The sequence below is a fragment of the Flavobacterium sp. YO64 genome (assembly GCF_004119505.1).
Taxonomy (GTDB): Bacteria; Bacteroidota; Bacteroidia; order Flavobacteriales; family Flavobacteriaceae; genus Flavobacterium; species Flavobacterium oncorhynchi.
In genome coordinates, this window is sequence record NZ_NRQV01000015.1 from 1 (window position 1) to 20,435 (window position 20,435).

Genomic DNA, 20,435 nt, shown 5'->3' on the forward strand with positions numbered 1-20,435 from the left:
TTTTTTTGTTACTTGGAAAGAACCTTAGACTCTTAGTACCTCAGAACCTTAGTTCCTTTAAATAGGCTTATAATTTTTCACTTCCCATTTTTTCGAGGTCAAGTCGATATAATTGTAATGCAGGACATCGTTTTTATCAAACTGCCCATTTTGATTAGTATCTTCGATAGTTCTAAAATACAAACGGTTTTTAGATTCTATTAAACTCCAATCTACCAACTCTTGCAAATCAGCAGAAACTTTTGTGAAGTTTTCCCCGCTGATATCACTTAAATACAAGGTCTTAATATCGCTTGTATCAATTTTACCATCTTTGTTAGTATCTGAATCTGTTAAAGTATAAACCATCACTTTATTCTGCGTTTTGTCTGCAACCGTTTTCAAATAAGTCGCGGTTAAAATTAAAACAGGTTTATCTGAAAGCGGACGAATTGAATCTGAATCTACTTTTTGAAATTTTAAATTCTGAAGATATCCCGTAATTTCATATTCTCCCAAATTAGAGATTGTAAAGCTTATATCATTCACACTCGAAGAACCGTAACGTGCTTTTGAACCCTTTTCAAAAACCCTTAAATCACCAACAGGATGAATTAAATAATTTGTTCCTTCCATCTGAATAGGCAAATCTGCAATTTCAATTTGTGTCGAATCACTCTTTGCAACAGCTCCAACTTTATTTGAACCATCATAAATTACTTTTGGCTTTTGCTGTACTTCATCTTTACAACTCATTAATGTACCGATGATTATTAAGGCTATATATTTTAAGGAATTTTTCATGCTTGCAAATTATGTTAGAAAATCAAATATAGTATTTTTGATTGTATTATTGAATTTTTACTCAAAACTAAAAAGTGTCATAAGTTTCAACGCAATTTTCTCATTTCTTATTGTAGAAATACAAAATCAACATCTACAACCTTGCATTCAGTTTTATATTAAAAACTCTTGAAGTCATAAAATTCGGAATCGCATATTGGTTTTTAGAATAAACATCGCGAACCCAAGTATTCGTAATCGCATTTTGATTGTTGAAAATATTAAAAATCTCTAATCCAACAGACAACTCTTTAAAATTTTTAAGCCAGCCTGTTTTGGCATTCTGAGTACTGCTGTCAACAAAAACTTTAGCAAAACCAATATCCGCTCTTCTATAATCGTTCAATCTGTTTTGATACAAATAAGGATCAGAATACGCTGGAGCGCCTCCAGGCAAACCAGTATTATAGACTAAATTAAGATACACTTTTACACTTGGAATATTTGGCATATAATCCTGAAACATCATTGCAAATTTCAAACGCTGATCTGTCGGACGTGCAATATAACCTTTGTTCTCGTAATTCTCTTCGGTTTTCAGATATCCAAAACTAACCCAAGATTCTGTTCCTGGCACAAATTCCCCATTCAATCTAAAATCTAAACCTTGCGCATATGCTTTTGCATTATTATTAGCAACATATCGAATTCGAACATTGTCTATCGAATAGACATTTACATCTGAAAGTGACTTATAATAAACTTCTGTAACCCATTTAAAAGGGCGATTCCACATTTTAAAATTGTAATCGTTACTCAAAACGACATGAACCGCTTCCTGCGCTTTTACATTAGGATTCACTACTCCATCCAAATCACGGAGTTCTCGATAGAAAGGCGGCTGATGATACAATCCTCCAGAAATTCTAAAAACCATGTCCATATCCCAATCTGGCTTTATTGCAAATTGCGCTCGCGGACTGAGTACAAACTGATTTTTTCCTTCAACCGCTGCGCCCGAAACATTCCAACCTTGAAAGCGAGCACCAACATGAAACCAAATTTGATTGGAACCAATTTCCGATTGTTTATTCCATTGCGTATAACCTGAAAATCTGTTTATAGTATTAAAATTTGTTGCTCGAACGTTTTGATAAGGCAAAAGCGGACCTTCGTAAGGTGTATAAGGCTGATTATTTTTGGGCAGAAGAACTAAAGGCGGATTTACAGAAAACCCAGCCGAATCAATCACCTCCCACTCGACAACTCTATCTCGAATTGATTCTCTTGTATATTTTAATCCAAATTCAAGCTGACTTTCTTTCCAGTCTTTAGAACCTTTAATTTCAACATTTGCGATTAAAGCATCCAAATCATTTCTGGCGTGATTTAGTTGCGAGCCAATTCCACGAGTAAAATCAACTGCTGTCTCGTTAGTTCCATCCTCTGCTGCTGCATTTCCTAAACGATATTGCGCCAAAATATCAAAATGCTCTTTTTCTGTAGTATGAAATAATGAACCAATCAATTTTAACGTAAGCGATGGAGAAACTTTATAAGTTGTTTTCAAAGCTCCAAAGTAAGTATCGTACTGATCTTTTTCCTGACCTTCATAATACACATTAAGCGCCATTGGCTGATCAATAGTTCCAAATTTTGTTTCTCTGGTTAATGGCTGATACAAATATTTATTCTGCGAAACATTTCCTAAAAAGCTCATTTGCCACTTTTCCGAAATATCATAATTGATATTAGTTTGAAAATCTGCAAAAGTCGGCGTATAATTTGTCTTTGTATCTTGACTATTTACCAGCAAACTATTATTTCTGTAGCGAACTCCAGTAACTGCTGACCATTTTTTGTTTTTCGAAACGGCATCAACAGAAGCGCTTCCTCCTAAAAAACTGGCTTCTAAGGAAGCTCCAAACCGAGTTGGTTTTCTATAAGTAATATCTAAAACAGATGATAATTTATCTCCAAACTTAGCCTGAAATCCACCTGCCGAAAAATCAACATTTTGAACCAAATCTGTATTGGTAAAACTCAATCCTTCCTGTTGTCCTGACCGAATTAAAAACGGACGATAGACTTCGACTTCATTAACGTAAACTAAATTTTCGTCGTAATTACCGCCTCGAACTGCATATTGTGTACTAAGTTCATTATTTGAATTTACGCCCGGAAGCGTTTTTAAGATATTTTCTACACCTGCATTTGCACCCGGAACTTTTTTTATTGCTGTTAAATCAATTGTTGCAATTCCCTGAACACGTTTTCTATTTTTGGAAGACACAAAAACTTCTCCCATTTGCTCTTCAGAATTATTCATTACAGGATTAAAAACAAAAAACTCATTTGGCTTTAAATTCACCGTTAAGCTTATCATTTTTAAAGAAATATGGGTAAAAATTATTGAAACCTTTTTGTTTGAAACCACATCAATTTCAAAGAAACCATTGGCATCAGACTGTGTACTGCTTTTACCAGATGTGATATTTACATTAGAAACAATATTATTTTCATCATCAACAATAATACCCTTAACATGACCGTTTTGAGCAAACAAAGCACATGTGAAAAACAGAAAAAACAAGGCGAATATGAACCTATTATTATACAACTATTTGGGTTTTATTTTTGTTGACTTCTAAGGAAACGTGTTTCAAAGATAGAAGAATTCCCTACATTATCAATTACTTCAATTTTTAAATCATTTGCTCCTTCAAGCAGCAATTGAGGATCAAAAGTGTGAGTAATCTTTTTATTTTTATTTTCATATTCAAACAAAACCCATTTTCCGTTCAAATACCCGTTATAGGATTTAATTCCTGATGAAGAATCACTGATAATAAACTCAATTTTTTTCTGATCGCTGATCCATTTATCCTGAACCAGCTTTGTAATTTTAATAACGGGCTTTATAGTATCTAATACTAAACCATATTGTCCTAATACTTTTGATTTTGCCGTATAAACATCTCCTTTTCTAACCGTTCCATTGTAACTGCTGCTTGCTCCACTTATTCTTCCAATAAAAACTTTGTCACGCAAGACTTCAGAGTAAGTATTATCCTTGATGGTTATTGTAAAATTAGAATGCACAGGAACTGTATCATCATGAATATAAATTCGATTGTTTTTAACATCAAAGTTTAAATTAAAATCATCGTAAAATGTTCCTGCAGGAAAGAAAACGGACATATTGTCTTTTTCGAAATTAGAATCTTTATTGTATTTAACAAAATACTTAGATGCACTCGCTTCTGCCGGCACCAAAGGAACAGCTGAATCATATTCGATTGGAACTGTGATTGAATTTAGATTTCCATAATAATCTGAAACTTCAATTCTATAAGTTGACGCCAAATTAGGTTCTGCCGTAATTATCCCTCTTGACGCATCTGTTTTTATAATGCTTAACGCAAAAGGTGTTTTCATGAAAAGCTTCTGAATACGCTGACTTGTTTTTTTGTATCGAGAATAATCAATAAATGCATTGATGTAACGCATTTCATCAAACGAATAGGTATTAAATTGATAGTTGTAATTTTGATTTCCATTCAAAAATGTCGAAACATTAAAAACACCATTTTTATTAAAAGAAACATCATCAGTATCAACAGCATTAATTCCAAAACCAATTTTTCCATTCGTTTTTACTTTTCCTGCAAGATAGGTTCCGTCTTTTTGAAGCGTCATATTAAGCAGTAAAGGCTGTTTTGATTGATTAACTGAGGCGTTATCCAACGGATAAACATACAAACTAGACAAAGTTGGTTTCTTTGTATCTTTAATATTTTTATCAAACCCAAAGAAAATCGGATTAATTACAAACTCTGTTTTTGTATCTCTAATTTCAAAATGCAAATGAGGTCCTTCAGATGAACCTGTATTTCCAGAAAGTGCAATTAATTGTCCTTTTGTAACTGGAAGATCACCTGGTTTCGGGAATAATTCAATTTCATAAGCCTTTTCAGCATAATGCGCTTTTGTTACATAATCTTGAATCGCTCCTTTAGTGGTTTGTAAATGTCCATAAACAGAAGTATACCCATTTGGATGCGTAATGTAAATACATTTTCCGTTTCCAAACGTCGAAATCTTTATTCTTGACACATAACCATCGGCAATTGCATACACATTCAGTCCTTCTCTCTGATTGGTTTTCAAATCAAAACCTGCATGAAAATGATTCGGTCTTAATTCTCCAAAATTACCCGAAAGCTGCATCGGAATATCTAACGGCGGACGAAAATAATCTTTAGGATATTGTGTTTGGGCAAAAATAAAGTGGCCGCATAAAAGGGCAAATACAGAAAATCTCATAAATAACATTTTTGCTAAGATAAAAAATTAACAGGGAAAAACCGAGGATACAGCCACAAAAACACAATTGATTGAAATTCATTTATTTGTCTATTTTTAATGCAAAAAAATCGATAAAAAATTGCATTAATAAAAAGGAATATTAACTTTGTATGATTAAGTAATGAATAGGATGTATAATGAGTGTAATTGCCGAAATAATTGATACTCTTGAATATAAAATCGAAAAGCTGTTTGAGAAATCAAAAAGCTTGGAAAAGAATAATCAGGTATTACAATTAGAATTAGCCAAAGCTGCGCAAATTATTCGAAAACAATCTGAGGAGATTGAAGCTTTGAAGAAGCAGTATGACACACTTAAGATAGCCAATTCGTTGCTTGGCAGCGACGACAACAAGAGAGAGACAAAGCTTAAAATAAATTCATTAATTCGCGAAATTGATTACTGTATAGCACAACTATCAGATTAGATAACATGGACGGAAAGCTTAAAATCAAAATATCAATTGCAGACCGAGTTTACCCATTAACGGTAGATCCAGCTCAAGAAGAAGGACTTAGAAGTGCTTCAAAAAAAATTGATGCCATGATTAAGCAGTTCGAAGAAAGTTACGCAGTTCGCGATAAACAAGATGTATTAGCCATGTGCGCACTGCAATTTGCATCGCAAGTGGAACAAAAACAAATTGATAACGCAATCGATGGCGAGCAAACTATTGAAAGAATTAAAAAATTAAATTTGCTTTTAGATCAATATCTCGAAAACTAAACGTTCTTTACAGAAACTAAGATACTGCCTACATTAGTTCACAATTGGTAAACTCAACACTAACAATTTAGAATGAGCAAATCATCACTACTATAGCATGCCACGCTTTATTGCGAGGAAACTTGAACAGTGAGTTAGCTCAAAACTTGTCTTTACGAGTTTATTCAAGCAATTAATGTAGGCTTTTTTTATATATAAACCTTAACAAACATGGACATCATAACGATCATTATTGGTATAGTAGGTATTGCAGCAGGTTTTGCAATAGCTAAATTTATCGAGAAAAGTAATATTTCAAACCTAATAAAAAACGCAAAAAAAGAAGCAGCTTCTATTTTAAAAGACGCTAATTTAGAAGCCGAAAATATTAAAAAGGATAAAATTCTTCAAGCAAAAGAACGTTTTATCGAATTAAAATCAGAACACGAACAAGTTATTTTAGCACGAGATAAAAAAGTTGCTGAAGTAGAAAAAAGAGTGCGCGATAAAGAATCTCAAGTTTCTAACGAGCTTTCAAAAGCTAAAAAAGTAAACGACGATTTTGAATCTAAAACAGCTGAATACAATAATAAAATTGAGGTTTTAGACAAAAAACAAGCTGAAGTTGACAAGTTACACAAAAGTCAATTACAACAGCTTGAAGTTATCTCTGGACTTTCTGCAGAAGAAGCGAAAGAACAATTAGTTGAAGGCTTAAAAGCAGAAGCTAAAAGCAAAGCAATGTCTCATATTCAAGACACAATTGAAGAGGCAAAACTTACTGCACAACAAGAAGCTAAAAAAATCATCATCAACACTATTCAAAGAGTTGGAACAGAAGAAGCAGTTGAAAATTGCGTTTCTGTATTCAACATCGAATCTGACGATGTAAAAGGTAGAATCATTGGTCGTGAAGGCCGTAATATTAGAGCTCTTGAAGCTGCAACTGGAGTTGAAATCATTGTTGATGATACACCAGAAGCAATCATTCTTTCTTGTTTTGATCCAGTTCGTAGAGAAATTGCTCGTTTGTCATTGCACAAATTGGTAACTGACGGACGTATTCACCCAGCTAGAATTGAAGAAGTTGTAGCTAAAACAGCTAAACAAATCGATGACGAAATTATCGAAGTTGGTAAACGTACTGTTATCGACTTAGGAATTCACGGATTACATCCAGAACTGATTAAAGTTGTTGGTAGAATGAAATACCGTTCGTCTTACGGTCAAAACTTATTACAACACTCTAGAGAAGTTTCAAAACTTTGCGGTATCATGGCAGCTGAATTAGGCTTGAATGTAAAACTTGCTAAAAGAGCTGGTTTACTACACGATATTGGTAAAGTTCCAGATACAGAAAGCGATTTGCCTCACGCGTTATTAGGTATGCAATGGGCTGAGAAATACGGAGAAAAAGAGGAAGTTTGCAACGCTATTGGTGCTCACCACGACGAAATCGAAATGAAATCATTATTGTCGCCAATTGTTCAGGTTTGTGATGCTATATCAGGAGCAAGACCAGGAGCAAGACGTCAGGTTCTAGATTCATACATTCAACGTTTGAAAGATCTTGAAGAAGTAGCTTACGGATTCAGCGGTGTAAAAAATGCTTACGCTATTCAAGCTGGTAGAGAACTTCGTGTTATTGTTGAAAGTGAAAAAGTTTCTGATGACAATGCGGCAAACTTATCATTTGAAATCTCACAAAAAATTCAAACTGAAATGACTTACCCAGGTCAAGTTAAAGTAACCGTAATTAGAGAAACAAGAGCTGTAAATATTGCAAAATAACAGCAGCTTATACATAAAAATAAAAAAGGCAGTTCGTACGAACTGCCTTTTTTGATTTTATCTAACCACGAAGCTTTTAAAGATCATTAAACGTGATTTTGAAGCTCGTTCCTACTCCTACTTCACTTTCTACAGAAACTGTTCCTTTCATAGCTTCTATTTGGTTTCTTGTTATATATAAACCTATTCCTCTTGCCTCTTCATGTTTATGAAATGTTTTATACATCCCAAACAACAAATCACCATATACCTTCAAATCAATTCCTAAACCATTATCCGTAATCTTCAATGATTTATGTCCATCTGTTTCTAAACCATAATCAAAAACAATAACTGGATCTCGATCAGGATGCGCATACTTTATTGCATTAGTTGTAAAATTCAGCAAAACACTTTCTAAATAAGCGGGATTAAAATTTATTATCAAGTACTCAGGCACATTATTTATAATTGTGACCTTTTTCTGTTTGCTATGTCCTTTTATTGTCGAAATAGTTTTTTCTATATACTCAAAAAGCTTTAACGGCCCAACTGTTATATTAATATTGCTTTGCGTTTTTACGATCTGACTTAAATTTGAAATCGTTTCATTTAAATCATTAGAAACCGTACGCAAATGTTCCAGCATTTCTGTAACTGTTTCCTTATCACCATCAGCATCAATAAAATCTAAAATTGATTTTATATTCCCTGCCTGAGTATTTAAATTATGCGAAACAATATGCGAAAAATTAAGCAGTCGGCTATTTTGATCGCTGTACAATTTCATTGTTTTCAAAAGCTCAAGCTCCTTTTCTTTCTGCAATGATATATCAGTATGCGTACCTATAACACGCAATGGCTTTCCATTTTCATCACGTTTGATAACCTTACCTCGATCTAAAATCCATTTATAATTACCGCTGGAAGTCATTACACGATGGTAATTTTCATAATAGGGTATCTTATTTTCAAAATGCTCTTTTATATCTGAATAATATTTTGGAAGATCATCAGGATGTACAATTTTATCCCAACGCTCCGGATCGTCAAAAATATCAGCTGACTCTAATTCTAAGATTTTTAATGATAATGACGAATAAAAAACATTATTAGTCACCATATCCCAATCCCAAATTCCAACTGTAGAAGCATCTAGAGCAAACTGAAAACGCTCTTCAGAAATACGAAGTTTCTCTTCTTTATCCTTGAGCTCTGTTATATCTGAAACATGTCCAAAAAAGCTTACTTTATCACCGTCAGACAATTCAGTTTTAGCCGAAATCCTAAACCAGCGAAGTCCTTTTTTTGGTAAAACTGCTCTAAACTCAATCTCCCAAGGCTTAATTTCTTTGCGTGCCTTAACCAAGGTTTGAAAAAACATTTCGCGGTCTTGCGGCAAGATTCTTTCGTAGATAATCAATTTTATATCATCTGTAAATTTATCTATCGCAAGTTCAAAAATTTCATCAACAGATCTGCTTACAAGAGGAAATGAATACTGATTATCTGCATCTATCACAAACTGAAAAATCAAGTCCGGAACTTCTGCAAGCAGCTTTTTGTAAAAATTATTAACTTCTAAGCAATCTTCACTATTAAAAAAATCAAAAACCATACGCCGTCATTTTAAGTAAATAATTACTTTATCAAAATCAAATTCAAAAGTCTTATTATTGCTTTTTATACTTTCTTTTTAACATTAAATCAAATACAATATATTAATTTTTGCTTAAAAACACAGGTTTCACGTAAAAAATTTATTTCCTTGGATGGAATGAATGCATCACTTCTTTCAAGAAACTTCGATCGAGATGTACATAAATTTCAGTTGTGGTAATAGACTCATGTCCCAGCATTAATTGAATCGACCTTAAATCGGCGCCATTTTCTAATAAATGTGTCGCAAAAGAATGACGTAATGTATGCGGACTAATTGTTTTACTCAACTTTATTTTTACAGCCAAGTCTTTTATTATTGTAAAAATCATAGCACGAGTAAGCTGATTCCCTCTACGATTTAAAAATAAAGTATCTTCAAAACCTTTTTTAATATTTAGATGCACCCGAATTTCATTTTGGTAAATCTCTATGTATTTTCGAGTTACTTTCCCTATTGGAACAAAACGTTCTTTATTTCCTTTCCCTGTAATCTTCACAAAACCTTCATCAAAAAACAAATCAGAAATTTTGAGTGAAACCAACTCCGAAACCCGAAGTCCGCAGCCGTACAAAGTTTCCAGCATAGCTCGGTTTCGCTCCCCTTCGTTACTGCTCAAATCTATAGCAGCAATTAAAGCATCAATTTCTTCCACAGACAATGTATCAGGTAATTTCCTGCCGGTTTTAGGACTCTCAATTAACTCTAAAGGGCTATCGTTTCTATAATCTTCAAAAACCAAATAATTAAAAAAGCTTTTCAAACCAGAAATAATTCTAGATTGAGATCTAGGGTTTACTTCCTTAGATACTGAATATATAAACTGCTGAATTGTTTCATCGGTAATTTTTAAAGGCGAAACATCAATTTGATTGGTTTCTAAAAAAAGGCACAAACGTTCTATATCAAAACTATAATTCTCAATTGTATTTTTAGACAATCCTCTTTCTATACGCAAATACGATTGGTAATCTTTTATGTAATTATTCCATTTCATACTTTACAAAGTAAAACATTTTTAACCATAAAAAAACCTTCCTAAAATCTAGAAAGGTTTTTTATAAAATATCGTTTTAAGATATTAGAATTTATAAGCTAAAGTCAATGCCAAAACGCTATTCTTTGGACTATCATAAAGCTCTTCCCAAGTTTCAGCATTATAATCTCCGATATTTGACAAACCTACGGTATAACGAAGCCCTACAGAAACATTTTCCGTAAAATTATATCCAGCTCCAAAATTAAATCCTGTATCTACAGATTTAAAACCATCTTTAGCATCGTGACCATCATTTTTAGCAGATACTAAAAACCCAATTTGTGGCCCCGCCTCTACAGTAAACTGTTTTGTAATATAAAACTTGGCTAAAACAGGTATATTAATATAGTTTAATTTGCTATCGATATCTAGATCATCAAGTTTAGCTCCCTGTGTAGAAAACAAAACCTCAGGTTGAATCGATAACCTCTCTATAACTTTAATTTCGGCAAAGCCTCCTACTTGAAAACCAACCAAAGATTTAGCATCCCAGTAATTTCCTCCAGCAAAAGTTGTAAGGTTAAGACCTCCTTTAACTCCGAATCTTGTTTTTTGCGCATTCGCAAATCCAAATACCATTACTGCTATAGCAGCTAAAATAATTCTTTTCATTACAATTTGTTTTTACGTTATATAGTTCAAATATAAAAATATTCTTCATAATTCTACGCTAGGAATTTAACAAATAAAATAGTAGCAAAAAACTAACCAATTAATTTAAAAGCAATTAAATCACACCACTCAACTATTATATCCATAAAAAAGCCCTCCTCAAAAGAGGAAGGCTTTTTAAAACTAACAAGATAATTTATTTAGAATTTATAGATTACTCCAAAACTTACATCTCTTAAGTCAGTACCAAAACCAAAGCTGTTACTTTTATCAGCACCATGACCTCCATTATTGTTTACACTATATTCTAAACCAGCCCAAGTTGCTTCGATAGCAAAATGATTTGATAAGAAATAACTTAAACCTAAACCTACATTTGTACCAATTTGATTAGTTTTAAAATCCCCTGATTTACTATTTGTAAAATCAAGACCAGCTTGACCAAAAACTGAGAACTGAGAAGCAGGAGTAAAATAGTATCTACCAAAAGCTCCAGCAGTAAACGCATTAGTTTTATCATCACCAATCTTATTTGAGCCAAAACCTAATTTTGCACCAATAGCAATGTTTTCAGATACAAAGTAACCTACTTTTGGCTCAATTTCAAATCCGCTAGCTTTAGCATCACCTGTTTTTGTAGAACCTACAGTTAAAGCTCCAGAGATAAAAGCATCTCCTTTAGCAAATCCACCAGTTTGTGCATTAGCAAATACAAAACCTAATACTGCAATAGCAGTTAAAATAACCTTTTTCATAATTTCTTTTTTTTAATTACAGTGTACAAAACTAAGATTATACTTATTAAAAAAAATCCACAACACGGTATTTTAGCAACAAAATAAGACAGAATTAGACTACAAATAAACAATTGATTTCCAAACAATTAGAAGAAAACACTAATACAAAAGCACTTAAAACTTAAAAAAAAGTGTGAATTTTAATAATTTTATAAAGCTTGATATAAAGCAATAAATTGAAAATAATGTAGTTTTGACTTAATAAATAACATATAAACACGAAACCCCTAAAAACATTTTTATGAAAAAAATACTTTTAGCCGCTGTATTGTTCTTAGCAACATCAGCAACCATTCAAGCACAATTATTAAAAGTGGGAGTAAAAGCCGGAGTTAACTTTGCAAGCCAAACTGGAGATGCAGGTCTTAATGGAGTAGCGTTTGACAAAGACGGAATTACAAGCTATCATGCTGGTCTTGTTGCAGAACTTAAATTACTAGAAAAATTCTCTATTCAACCAGAACTTTTATATTCTACGCAAGGAGCAACTTATAAATTTAAAGATGCTCAGGAAGACTTTAAAAATAAATTAGCTTATTTATCGATCCCTGTAATGGCAAAAATTTACATGACAAAATCATTAAGTTTAGAGGTTGGTCCACAGGCTTCTTTTCTATTAAGTCAAAAAAATGACGTAAGATTTGACGATGCTAATACATTTGATTTTGCTCTTAATGCAGGTTTAGGTTTAAAAATTACTGAAAGTATTTTTGTTCAAGGTCGTTACAGCCTAGGATTAACAGAAGCTTCTTCAAATGCAGATGTTAAAAATTCTGTAGTTCAACTTTCAGCAGGATTTATGTTCTAAAAAGAATATCACATAGTTTTACAAAAACCGTTCTATTAATTAGAACGGTTTTTTTATTTTTACACTCTAGTGAAATGTTTTCTAAGTAAAATGAAATTACTTCACTTATATAATTAAAATCAAATTATTTATGAAAATCTGCATTATCAACGGACCAAATTTAAATCTTTTAGGAAAGAGAGAACCTGAAGTTTACGGAAGTCAAACTTTTGAAGATTATTTTGAAACGTTGAAACAAAAATTTCCAAATGTTGAACTTTCTTATTACCAAAGTAATATCGAAGGAGAGCTGATTGGAAAAATTCAGGATGTTGGTTTTACTTTTGATGGAATTATTTTAAATGCCGGAGCATACACTCATACTTCTATAGGTTTAGGCGATGCGATGAAAGCGGTTACAACGCCAGTAATCGAAGTACATATTTCAAACACTTATGCTCGCGAAAGTTTCAGACATCAGTCTTATTTGTCTGGAAACGCAAAAGGAGTAATTTTAGGTTTTGGTCTAAAAAGTTACGATCTGGCGATTCAATCTTTCTTGTAAGTCTTTTTTTAACAATTTTTTAATAAGCTCGTTTTTAACTTATTCTATTTTTGTGAGAGAAACCACTCTCATGAAAAACTTTACTGTACTCGCCTTTTTAATTTTTTCAATTTCCAATTTTGCACAAATCAAAGGAACAATAACTGATCTAAAAGGAAATCCTTTGCCTTTTGTTTCTGTTTTTGAAGAGAATACTTATACCAGTACCACTTCAAATGAGCAGGGAAAATACCAGCTTAATGTAAAAGAAATTGGTAAAAATAAAATCACCTTTCAATATCTAGGTTTTAAAACCCAAAAACAAACCGTTGCTTCTAATTCTAAAAGCTTGATTTTAGATGTAAAAATGGAAGAAGAAAATTTTGAACTTAATGAGGTTGTAATTAATTCAAAAGACAACCCAGCAAATGCTATTATAAAAAGTGCTATTGCTAACAAAAAAAGTAATTCTGAAAAAACAGCTCGTTATACCGCTGATTTTTATTCGAAAGGAATGTTTAAAATAAAAGATCTTCCAAAGAAAATAATGGGGATGAAAGTCGATATCGGCGACGAAATGGCTTCAAATTTAGACTCGACCGGAACTGGTATTTTATATTTATCAGAAACTATATCTAAGATTTCTTTTGAAAAACCTGAAAAACTAAAAGAGAAAATCATTGCTTCGAAAGTTTCAGGAAATAACAAAGGATTCAGTTATAATACGGCGACTTTATCTACTTATGATTTCTATGATAACACATTAGAATTCAACATTAATCTTATTTCTCCTATTGCAGATAATGCTTTCAATTACTACAAATACAAACTCGAAGGAACGTTTTTTGACGATAACAATCAACAAATTAATAAAATAAAGGTAACGCCAAAACGTGATAAAGAACCTGTTTTTGAAGGCTTCATCTATATAGTCGATGATAGTTTTGCAATTTATGCTGTAGACTTAGACATAAAAGGCTATAGAATGAAAAACGAATTTACTGAAGTAATGAATCTAAAACAGAGTTTCAGTTATAATGTCAAAAATAAAATCTGGTCAAAAAACGCTCAAACTCTTTCTTTTAATGCTGGTGCTTTTGGCGTAAAGTTCTCTGGAAAATTCAATTACGTGTATTCGAATTATGAATTTCCTGCTTCTTTTCAAAAGAAAACTTTTGGAAATGAAATCGTAGCTTTTGAAGCTGATGCAAATAAAAAAGATGATGCTTTTTGGAATCAAATACGTCCAATTCCTTTGACGATTGAAGAAAGTAATGATTACATTAAAAAGGACAGTTTACAAACCATCAGAAAATCTCAAAAATACACTGATTCTGTTGACGCTAAAAACAATAAGTTCAAAATCTTTGATATTTTAATGGGTTATGATTATAAAAATACTTTCAAGAAATATTCTTTTGAATATAAAGGCTTATTGAATTTAAGTTCTTTAAGTTTTAATACCGTTCAAGGTTTTAATCTCGATTCGGGATTTTCATTTAAAAAATGGAATGAAGAAAAAGGAACTAGTACTTCTATAAGTACAACCTTTAACTATGGTTTTTCTGATGAACGTTTTCGTGTTACAGGTCAATTCAGCCATCGTTTTAACAACATAAACCATGCGGCAATCTGGGCTTCTGGAGGAACAAAAACTACGCAATTTAACAGTAGTGAACCTATCAGTAATATTGTCAATTCAATAAGTTCCTTGTTTTTCAAAGACAATTACATGAAATTGTACAACTTAGAATTTGCTCAAATTAATTACGGACAGGATGTTGCTAATGGAATAAACTTAAATGCAAAAATTGGCTACGAACAGCGAAAACCTCTTTTGAATACTACTGATTATTCTTTCTTTAAAAGAGATGATATTTACACGTCAAATAATCCGCTGGCACCAAACGATTTTATAACTCCTGCATTTGATCAGCATCATTTGTATAAAACAGCTTTGACTGCACGTATTAACTTTGGAAACAAATACATTTCGAGACCTGATGGACGATATAACATTAAAAATGAAAAATATCCAACTGTATTTTTAGCTTTTGAAAAAGCATTTGCGGCAAGCGAAAAAAAATATGAATTTGAAAGAGTCGGCGCCTCTGTTCAATATGATCTTTCTTTAAACAATAAAGGGGTTTTAGGAATGAACTTTAGAGCCGGTAAATTTTTCAATGCCGAAAATATCTCTTTTATAGATTACAGACATTTTAACGGAAATCAAACACATATTGGAACAAACGACCGATATTTGAATGTTTTTAATTTAATGCCATATTACACTAACAGTACAAACGACAGTTATTTTGAAATGCACTTAGAGCACAATGACATGGGTTTTGTGACCAATAAAATTCCGTTGATTAATTTATTAAAATCAACTATGAATCTAGGATTTCATACTCTGGCAATTCCCGACAGAAAACCTTATACTGAGTTTACAGTTGGTTTGGATAACCTAGGTTTTGGAAAATTCAAGATATTCAGAGTAGATTATGTACATTCTTATCAAGGAGGAATTCAGCAAAACGGAGTTGTCTTCGGGCTGAAGATTTTGAATGTGTTGGATTAAAAAAGGTTCTAAGATACTAAGGTTCTAAGATGCTGAGAAAAAACTTAGCATCTTAGAACCTTAGTCCCTTTCAATCTCAGAAATCAGTGATAATCATCTGGTTCGATATGAATCAGAACATTTCCTAATTGAGGTATTTTTTCTTTTAAGGTATCTTGCAATTTATGAGATAATTCGTGACCTTCCTTAACAGAGATTTTTGCTGATACTATAGCATGAAGATCAACATGATATTTCATTCCTGCTTTACGAATAAAACATTTCTCGGTTCCTAAGATTCCAACAACGGTTAATGATTTTATTCTAATTTCTTCGACTAAATCATCATTTAAATTCTCATCCATGATTTCACCTAATGCAGGCCTAAAAATTTTATAACTGTTGTAAAGTATAAAAAATGCAGCAAAAAGTGCCGCCCAGTCATCTGCAGATTCGTAACCTTTTCCCATAAACAGCGCAATCGAAATCCCAATAAATGCCGCTACAGAAGTAATGGCGTCACTGCGATGATGCCAAGCATCTGCCGCTAAAGACGAACTATTTGTTTGTTTACTGCGTTTCATTACTAATCGAAACGAATATTCTTTCCAAATAATAATGGCTCCCAAAACATACAAAGTCCATGATTTAGGCAAGGCATGCGGTGTTTGAATATTAGCAATGCTTTCGTAACCAATAATAGTTGCTGATGTAATTAAAAATCCAACAACCAAAAATGTAATTAAAGGTTCGGCACGACCATGACCATATGGATGATTTTCATCTGCAGGTTTATTAGAATACTTAATTCCGAATAAAACCAAACAAGACGAAAATATATCCGTTGTTGATTCGATCGCATCTGCAATCAAGGCATATGAATTGCCAAAAAAACCTGCGAGACCTTTTATAAGGGCCAGGCAGGTATTTCCAACTATACTAAAGATAGTAGCTTTTACAGCTTTTTGTTCGTTTGTCATTTAGACTATTTTTTTTCCATGAATTCACGAATTTAAATCTTCAAAGATTATCAAAATAATTCGTGAATTGCTTCGCCAGTTCGCTTTCGCTCGTGTCGTGGCTAACTTTTATTTACGCTCTCACGATTTTTGCTCCAATTGCTCTCAAACGCTCGTCGATACGCTCGTATCCGCGATCAATTTGTTCGATATTTTGAATTGTACTTGTTCCTTTTGCAGAAAGAGCTGCTATCAACAATGAGATTCCTGCACGAATATCAGGAGACGACATTGTTGTTGCTTTTAATTGAGATTCGAAATTATGTCCCATAACCACAGCTCTGTGCGGATCACATAACATAATTTTTGCTCCCATATCGATTAATTTATCAACGAAAAACAAACGGCTTTCGAACATTTTTTGATGAATTAAAACGTCTCCTTTTGCTTGTGTTGCCACAACTAAAACGATACTTAACAAGTCTGGCGTAAATCCTGGCCAAGGTGCATCGGCAATTGTTAAGATTGAACCATCGATATCTGTTTTTACTTCATATCCATCTTTGTGAGCAGGAATATAAATATCGTCATTGCGTTTTTCGATTGTAATTCCAAGTTTTCTGAATGTATTTGGAATCAAACCTAAATTTTCCCAGCTTACATTTTTAATCGTGATCTCGCTTTTTGTCATAGCTGCAAGACCAATCCAAGAACCAATCTCGATCATATCTGGTAAAATTCTATGCTCGCATCCGCCAAGGCTTTCAACACCTTCGATAGTCAATAAATTAGATCCAACACCAGTAATTTTAGCTCCCATCGAATTCAACATTTTACACAATTGCTGTAAATATGGTTCGCATGCTGCATTGTAAACTGTAGTTGTTCCTTTAGCTAAAACTGCAGCCATTACAATATTTGCAGTTCCTGTTACAGACGCCTCGTCTAATAACATATCTGTTCCAGTAAGACCTTCTGGAGCTTCTACTCCGTAAAAATGGTCTTCTCTGTTATATCTAAATTTTGCTCCAAGATTGATAAACCCTTCAAAGTGTGTATCTAATCTACGACGGCCAATTTTATCTCCACCTGGCTTAGGAATATATCCTTTTCCGAAACGAGCTAAAAGTGGACCAACAATCATAATAGAACCACGTAAAGCTCCGCCTTCTTTTTTGAAAGCTTCAGTTTCTAAATACCCAACATTAACCTCATCAGCTTGAAAAGTGATTGATCCCGGTTCGTTACGTTGAATTTTCACCCCTAAATTACCCAATAATGTGATTAATTTATTGATGTCTATAATATCAGGAATGTTATTAATTTTTACTTTCTCTCCTGTTAGAAGCACGGCACATAAAATTTGTAACGCCTCATTCTTTGCTCCTTGTGGAGTGATTTCTCCTTTTAAAGGAGTTCCTCCTTCGATTTTAAAAATTCCCATAGATTTCTTTTAGGTTCTCAGGTTCTGAGATTCTGAGGTTCTAAGCCAAAAGTTTTAGCATCTTAGTCCCTTAGCATCTTAGCCCCTTTTTTATTTCTGATTATTATTTTTTTGAAAGGTCTTTTGTTTACCTCCTTTATTGTTTTTGTTGTTTTGAATTTTTGGCTGTCCGGCTGGTGTAATCTTATTTGAAACACGTTTATTAGTACGCATCAAATCTGTTGTGTTCAACAATTCTTCTGTACTGTGAAGCAGGTTTATTTTTCCTCCTGACAATTCATACAAATGCTCAAAAATCACATCATCTTTTACAGTGTCTTTGTTCCAGCTCAAAAATGATTTTTTCATGTGGTTGGCAATTACCATGACCAATGCATTTTTCATTTCGCCTTCCTCCCATTTATTGGCTACATCAATCATATATTTGATGTTGTTTCCATAAAATCTGTATTTCGGGAAGTTTTGCGGATATTGCAAAACATCTGGTTTTAACTGCAATACATCTCTTGATGGAATTGGATACGGAGATTCTACATTCAATTTAAAATCAGACATAATAAAAAGCTGATCCCATAATTTATGCTGAAAATCCGGCACATCACGCAAATGAGGGTTTAAGCTTCCCATAACCTGAATGATATATTTCGCTGCTTTGTTGCGCGTTTCATCATCTTCAATTGCAGTAGCCTGATCAATCAATTTTTGTAAATGACGACCATATTCTGGAATAATTAATCGTTGTCTTTCAGAATTGTATTCTAAATTAAAAACAACATCATTCGCGACTTCTTTTTTATATTTTTCGTTCATAAGTTATAATGAAACTATACCTTCTATTGTAGAAACTTCTTTGTATTTTACAATTACAGCATCAGAACTGTGCATCGTAACATCTACAGAAACACTGGTAAACTTACCTGTTTTAGATTTTGTTGTTTTAATAACGGCGCCCATATCATCAAAAGCTTTTTCGACACGCTCAACATTGTCTGCTACAGTTGGCACAATAAATTTATACAAATATTCTGCAGGCCAAGTATTTGCGTTATCAAGTTCTACTTTTAATCTTTCGTAAAATTCGGCTGTTTTTTTTTCTTTATCGTTCTCCATTTGTAATTAAAAATAAACGCAAATATACGATTTTTGAATTTAGAATTTTGAGTTTAAATTTTAGATTTTTTCTATTGAAAAGACAACTGTTTTTTTGCCAGGATTTTCACTAATTTACACTGATTACATCCTTATAAATATCTGCATGGATTTTGTTCGCCTTTGATTCATTTTAAAATTAAAATTTGTGAAAGTTCGTAAAATTCGCGGCAAACCTTTATATTTGAAATACTTCGCAACTCTACTCCCGATAAGTATCGGAATTGCGAAATTAAAACACATTGCAATGAAAAAAATCATTTTATTCCTTTTTACAATCTTCGCTTTTCATAACACTCAAGCACAAGAAATCAAAACCTTAACTTATTTTCAGAATGACACTTTAAAACTTGATTTAGATTTATATCTCCCAAAGAAAAAAGCAAATGAAAAAACTCCTGTAATTCTGTTTGCATTTGGCGGCGGATTTTCTGGCGGTGAACGCACAAGCGAAAAAGACTTTGGAATGTTTATGGCTAAAAACGGCTACGCAGTTGCGAGCATTTCATACAGTTTATATATGAAAGGAAAAGATTTTGGATGCAAAGGTGTTTTAACCGAAAAAATAAAAGCAATTCAAATTGGGGTGAGCGATATGTGGCAGGCAACTTCTTATTTAATTGAAAATGCCGAGAAATATAATCTTGATACTTCAAAAATCTTTATTTCTGGAATTAGTGCCGGTGCCGAAATTGGTTTTCATGCGTCGTTTTGGGATTATAAACTTATGAATTTATACAAACGTAATTTGCCCGAAAACTTTAAATATGCAGGTTTCATTGGTGGTTCAGGCGCAATTCAGGATATTAATTTGATTACCAAAGAAAAAGCAATTCCGATGTTATTGGCCCACGGAAGCAATGACGACACGGTTCCTTACAACGCAGGTTCGCACCGTTCGTGCCCAACAAATGCTTCGGGCTGGCTGATTTTGTTTGGATCTTACGCAGTTTACAATCATATGCAGGATTTACATAAAGACATTGAACTGATTACTTTTTGCGGCGGCGGACATGAATTCTCGGGTTACCTTTTTCATGAAGGACAGCAATATGTTTTAGATTTTGTAAATGATGTTTTGAACGGCAAAAAGTTTCAATCGCATTTGATTATACCTTCAAATAAAAAAGAAAAAGGTTCAAGAAAGTATTTATTTTGTGAGTAAATATTTGGCTGAAGTCAAAATTCTGAACACTATAAAATCCATTGATTAAAACCAACGGCAATTCCAATAAAAATTGCTCCAGCGGAGCAGAATCTTTACAGCAAATTCAATTT

Annotated in this window: 18 protein-coding genes; 7 read left to right on the forward strand and 11 right to left on the reverse strand. The window is 32.9% G+C overall.

Translation table 11 applies throughout. The features are described from left to right. Positions 1–57: 57 nt before the first annotated feature. From BOW57_RS12195 to BOW57_RS12205, 3 genes are all read right to left on the reverse strand, one after another. The gene (locus BOW57_RS12195; RefSeq protein WP_129054601.1) at positions 58–783 is read right to left on the reverse strand and encodes a hypothetical protein; all 726 of its coding nucleotides are present in this window, start codon (positions 781–783) and stop codon (positions 58–60) included. Positions 784–916: 133 nt separating this feature from the next. Continuing rightward, positions 917–3,382 carry a TonB-dependent receptor plug domain-containing protein gene (locus BOW57_RS12200; protein ID WP_129054603.1) on the reverse strand — a complete coding sequence of 822 codons (2,466 nt, stop codon included), beginning with the start codon at positions 3,380–3,382 and terminating at the stop codon, positions 917–919. 11 nt (positions 3,383–3,393) lie between these two features. Then, positions 3,394–5,088, reverse strand: a complete 1,695-nt coding sequence (locus tag BOW57_RS12205) for a M23 family metallopeptidase (protein WP_129054605.1) — start codon at positions 5,086–5,088, stop codon at positions 3,394–3,396. Positions 5,089–5,267: 179 nt separating this feature from the next. Between BOW57_RS12205 and BOW57_RS12210 the strand changes: the two genes are divergently transcribed. The 3 genes from BOW57_RS12210 (at position 5,268) to rny (ending at position 7,627) form a co-directional block, all read left to right on the forward strand. Continuing rightward, positions 5,268–5,558 carry a hypothetical protein gene (locus tag BOW57_RS12210; protein ID WP_089054145.1) on the forward strand — a complete coding sequence of 97 codons (291 nt, stop codon included), beginning with the start codon at positions 5,268–5,270 and terminating at the stop codon, positions 5,556–5,558. Between the two features lie 5 nt (positions 5,559–5,563). Continuing rightward, on the forward strand, positions 5,564–5,857 hold the full coding sequence (locus BOW57_RS12215; RefSeq protein ID WP_089058357.1) for a cell division protein ZapA: 294 nt from the start codon (positions 5,564–5,566) through the stop codon (positions 5,855–5,857). Positions 5,858–6,067: 210 nt separating this feature from the next. Further along, positions 6,068–7,627 carry a ribonuclease Y gene (gene rny, locus BOW57_RS12220; RefSeq protein WP_089054143.1) on the forward strand — a complete coding sequence of 520 codons (1,560 nt, stop codon included), beginning with the start codon at positions 6,068–6,070 and terminating at the stop codon, positions 7,625–7,627. Between the two features lie 76 nt (positions 7,628–7,703). Here rny and BOW57_RS12225 read toward each other — a convergent pair whose 3' ends face one another. The 4 genes from BOW57_RS12225 to BOW57_RS12240 form a co-directional block, all read right to left on the reverse strand. After that, positions 7,704–9,224 (reverse strand): PAS domain-containing protein, encoded by a 1,521-nt coding sequence (locus tag BOW57_RS12225; RefSeq protein WP_129054607.1) that lies wholly within the window; start codon positions 9,222–9,224, stop codon positions 7,704–7,706. Between the two features lie 142 nt (positions 9,225–9,366). Next, the gene (gene xerD / locus BOW57_RS12230; RefSeq protein ID WP_089054141.1) at positions 9,367–10,263 is read right to left on the reverse strand and encodes a site-specific tyrosine recombinase XerD; all 897 of its coding nucleotides are present in this window, start codon (positions 10,261–10,263) and stop codon (positions 9,367–9,369) included. An 84-nt stretch (positions 10,264–10,347) separates the two neighbouring features. Beyond that, on the reverse strand, positions 10,348–10,917 hold the full coding sequence (locus tag BOW57_RS12235; protein ID WP_129054609.1) for a porin family protein: 570 nt from the start codon (positions 10,915–10,917) through the stop codon (positions 10,348–10,350). A 200-nt stretch (positions 10,918–11,117) separates the two neighbouring features. Continuing rightward, entirely contained in the window at positions 11,118–11,672 is a 555-nt protein-coding gene (locus tag BOW57_RS12240; RefSeq protein WP_129054611.1) for an outer membrane beta-barrel protein, read from the reverse strand. Between the two features lie 283 nt (positions 11,673–11,955). Here BOW57_RS12240 and BOW57_RS12245 point away from each other — a divergent pair, with 283 nt between their 5' ends. The 3 genes from BOW57_RS12245 to BOW57_RS12255 all read left to right on the forward strand — a co-directional run bounded on the left by BOW57_RS12245 (position 11,956) and on the right by BOW57_RS12255 (position 15,626). Continuing rightward, on the forward strand, positions 11,956–12,522 hold the full coding sequence (locus BOW57_RS12245) for a porin family protein (RefSeq protein ID WP_129054613.1): 567 nt from the start codon (positions 11,956–11,958) through the stop codon (positions 12,520–12,522). A 130-nt stretch (positions 12,523–12,652) separates the two neighbouring features. Next, positions 12,653–13,066, forward strand: a complete 414-nt coding sequence (aroQ, locus tag BOW57_RS12250; RefSeq protein WP_129054615.1) for a type II 3-dehydroquinate dehydratase — start codon at positions 12,653–12,655, stop codon at positions 13,064–13,066. 70 nt (positions 13,067–13,136) lie between these two features. After that, entirely contained in the window at positions 13,137–15,626 is a 2,490-nt protein-coding gene (locus BOW57_RS12255; RefSeq protein ID WP_129054617.1) for a DUF5686 and carboxypeptidase regulatory-like domain-containing protein, read from the forward strand. 83 nt (positions 15,627–15,709) lie between these two features. Here the strand turns inward: BOW57_RS12255 and BOW57_RS12260 are convergent, their stop codons facing one another. The 4 genes from BOW57_RS12260 to BOW57_RS12275 all read right to left on the reverse strand — a co-directional run bounded on the left by BOW57_RS12260 (position 15,710) and on the right by BOW57_RS12275 (position 19,118). After that, positions 15,710–16,585: a cation diffusion facilitator family transporter gene (locus BOW57_RS12260; RefSeq protein WP_129054619.1), complete on the reverse strand. Its 876-nt coding sequence runs from the start codon at positions 16,583–16,585 to the stop codon at positions 15,710–15,712. 112 nt (positions 16,586–16,697) lie between these two features. After that, complete coding sequence (gene murA, locus BOW57_RS12265) at positions 16,698–18,008, reverse strand: UDP-N-acetylglucosamine 1-carboxyvinyltransferase (protein WP_089054134.1); 1,311 nt, start codon at positions 18,006–18,008, stop codon at positions 16,698–16,700. Between the two features lie 90 nt (positions 18,009–18,098). Further along, on the reverse strand, positions 18,099–18,818 hold the full coding sequence (locus BOW57_RS12270; RefSeq protein ID WP_089058366.1) for a DUF4290 domain-containing protein: 720 nt from the start codon (positions 18,816–18,818) through the stop codon (positions 18,099–18,101). A gap of 3 nt (positions 18,819–18,821) precedes the next feature. Then, on the reverse strand, positions 18,822–19,118 hold the full coding sequence (locus tag BOW57_RS12275) for a DUF493 family protein (protein WP_129023575.1): 297 nt from the start codon (positions 19,116–19,118) through the stop codon (positions 18,822–18,824). 286 nt (positions 19,119–19,404) lie between these two features. Between BOW57_RS12275 and BOW57_RS12280 the strand changes: the two genes are divergently transcribed. Next, positions 19,405–20,322, forward strand: a complete 918-nt coding sequence (locus BOW57_RS12280) for a S9 family peptidase (protein WP_129054621.1) — start codon at positions 19,405–19,407, stop codon at positions 20,320–20,322. Positions 20,323–20,435: the final 113 nt, after the last annotated feature.

Coding starts and splice junctions, on each gene's coding strand:
- BOW57_RS12195 (WP_129054601.1), bottom strand. CDS start 783: ATGAAAAATTCCTTAAAATATATAGCCTTAATAATCATCGGTACATTA.
- BOW57_RS12205 (WP_129054605.1), bottom strand. CDS start 5,088: ATGAGATTTTCTGTATTTGCCCTTTTATGCGGCCACTTTATTTTTGCC.
- BOW57_RS12210 (WP_089054145.1), top strand. CDS start 5,268: ATGAGTGTAATTGCCGAAATAATTGATACTCTTGAATATAAAATCGAA.
- BOW57_RS12215 (WP_089058357.1), top strand. CDS start 5,564: ATGGACGGAAAGCTTAAAATCAAAATATCAATTGCAGACCGAGTTTAC.
- rny (WP_089054143.1), top strand. CDS start 6,068: ATGGACATCATAACGATCATTATTGGTATAGTAGGTATTGCAGCAGGT.
- BOW57_RS12225 (WP_129054607.1), bottom strand. CDS start 9,224: ATGGTTTTTGATTTTTTTAATAGTGAAGATTGCTTAGAAGTTAATAAT.
- xerD (WP_089054141.1), bottom strand. CDS start 10,263: ATGAAATGGAATAATTACATAAAAGATTACCAATCGTATTTGCGTATA.
- BOW57_RS12235 (WP_129054609.1), bottom strand. CDS start 10,917: ATGAAAAGAATTATTTTAGCTGCTATAGCAGTAATGGTATTTGGATTT.
- BOW57_RS12240 (WP_129054611.1), bottom strand. CDS start 11,672: ATGAAAAAGGTTATTTTAACTGCTATTGCAGTATTAGGTTTTGTATTT.
- BOW57_RS12245 (WP_129054613.1), top strand. CDS start 11,956: ATGAAAAAAATACTTTTAGCCGCTGTATTGTTCTTAGCAACATCAGCA.
- aroQ (WP_129054615.1), top strand. CDS start 12,653: ATGAAAATCTGCATTATCAACGGACCAAATTTAAATCTTTTAGGAAAG.
- BOW57_RS12255 (WP_129054617.1), top strand. CDS start 13,137: ATGAAAAACTTTACTGTACTCGCCTTTTTAATTTTTTCAATTTCCAAT.
- BOW57_RS12260 (WP_129054619.1), bottom strand. CDS start 16,585: ATGACAAACGAACAAAAAGCTGTAAAAGCTACTATCTTTAGTATAGTT.
- murA (WP_089054134.1), bottom strand. CDS start 18,008: ATGGGAATTTTTAAAATCGAAGGAGGAACTCCTTTAAAAGGAGAAATC.
- BOW57_RS12270 (WP_089058366.1), bottom strand. CDS start 18,818: ATGAACGAAAAATATAAAAAAGAAGTCGCGAATGATGTTGTTTTTAAT.
- BOW57_RS12275 (WP_129023575.1), bottom strand. CDS start 19,118: ATGGAGAACGATAAAGAAAAAAAAACAGCCGAATTTTACGAAAGATTA.
- BOW57_RS12280 (WP_129054621.1), top strand. CDS start 19,405: ATGAAAAAAATCATTTTATTCCTTTTTACAATCTTCGCTTTTCATAAC.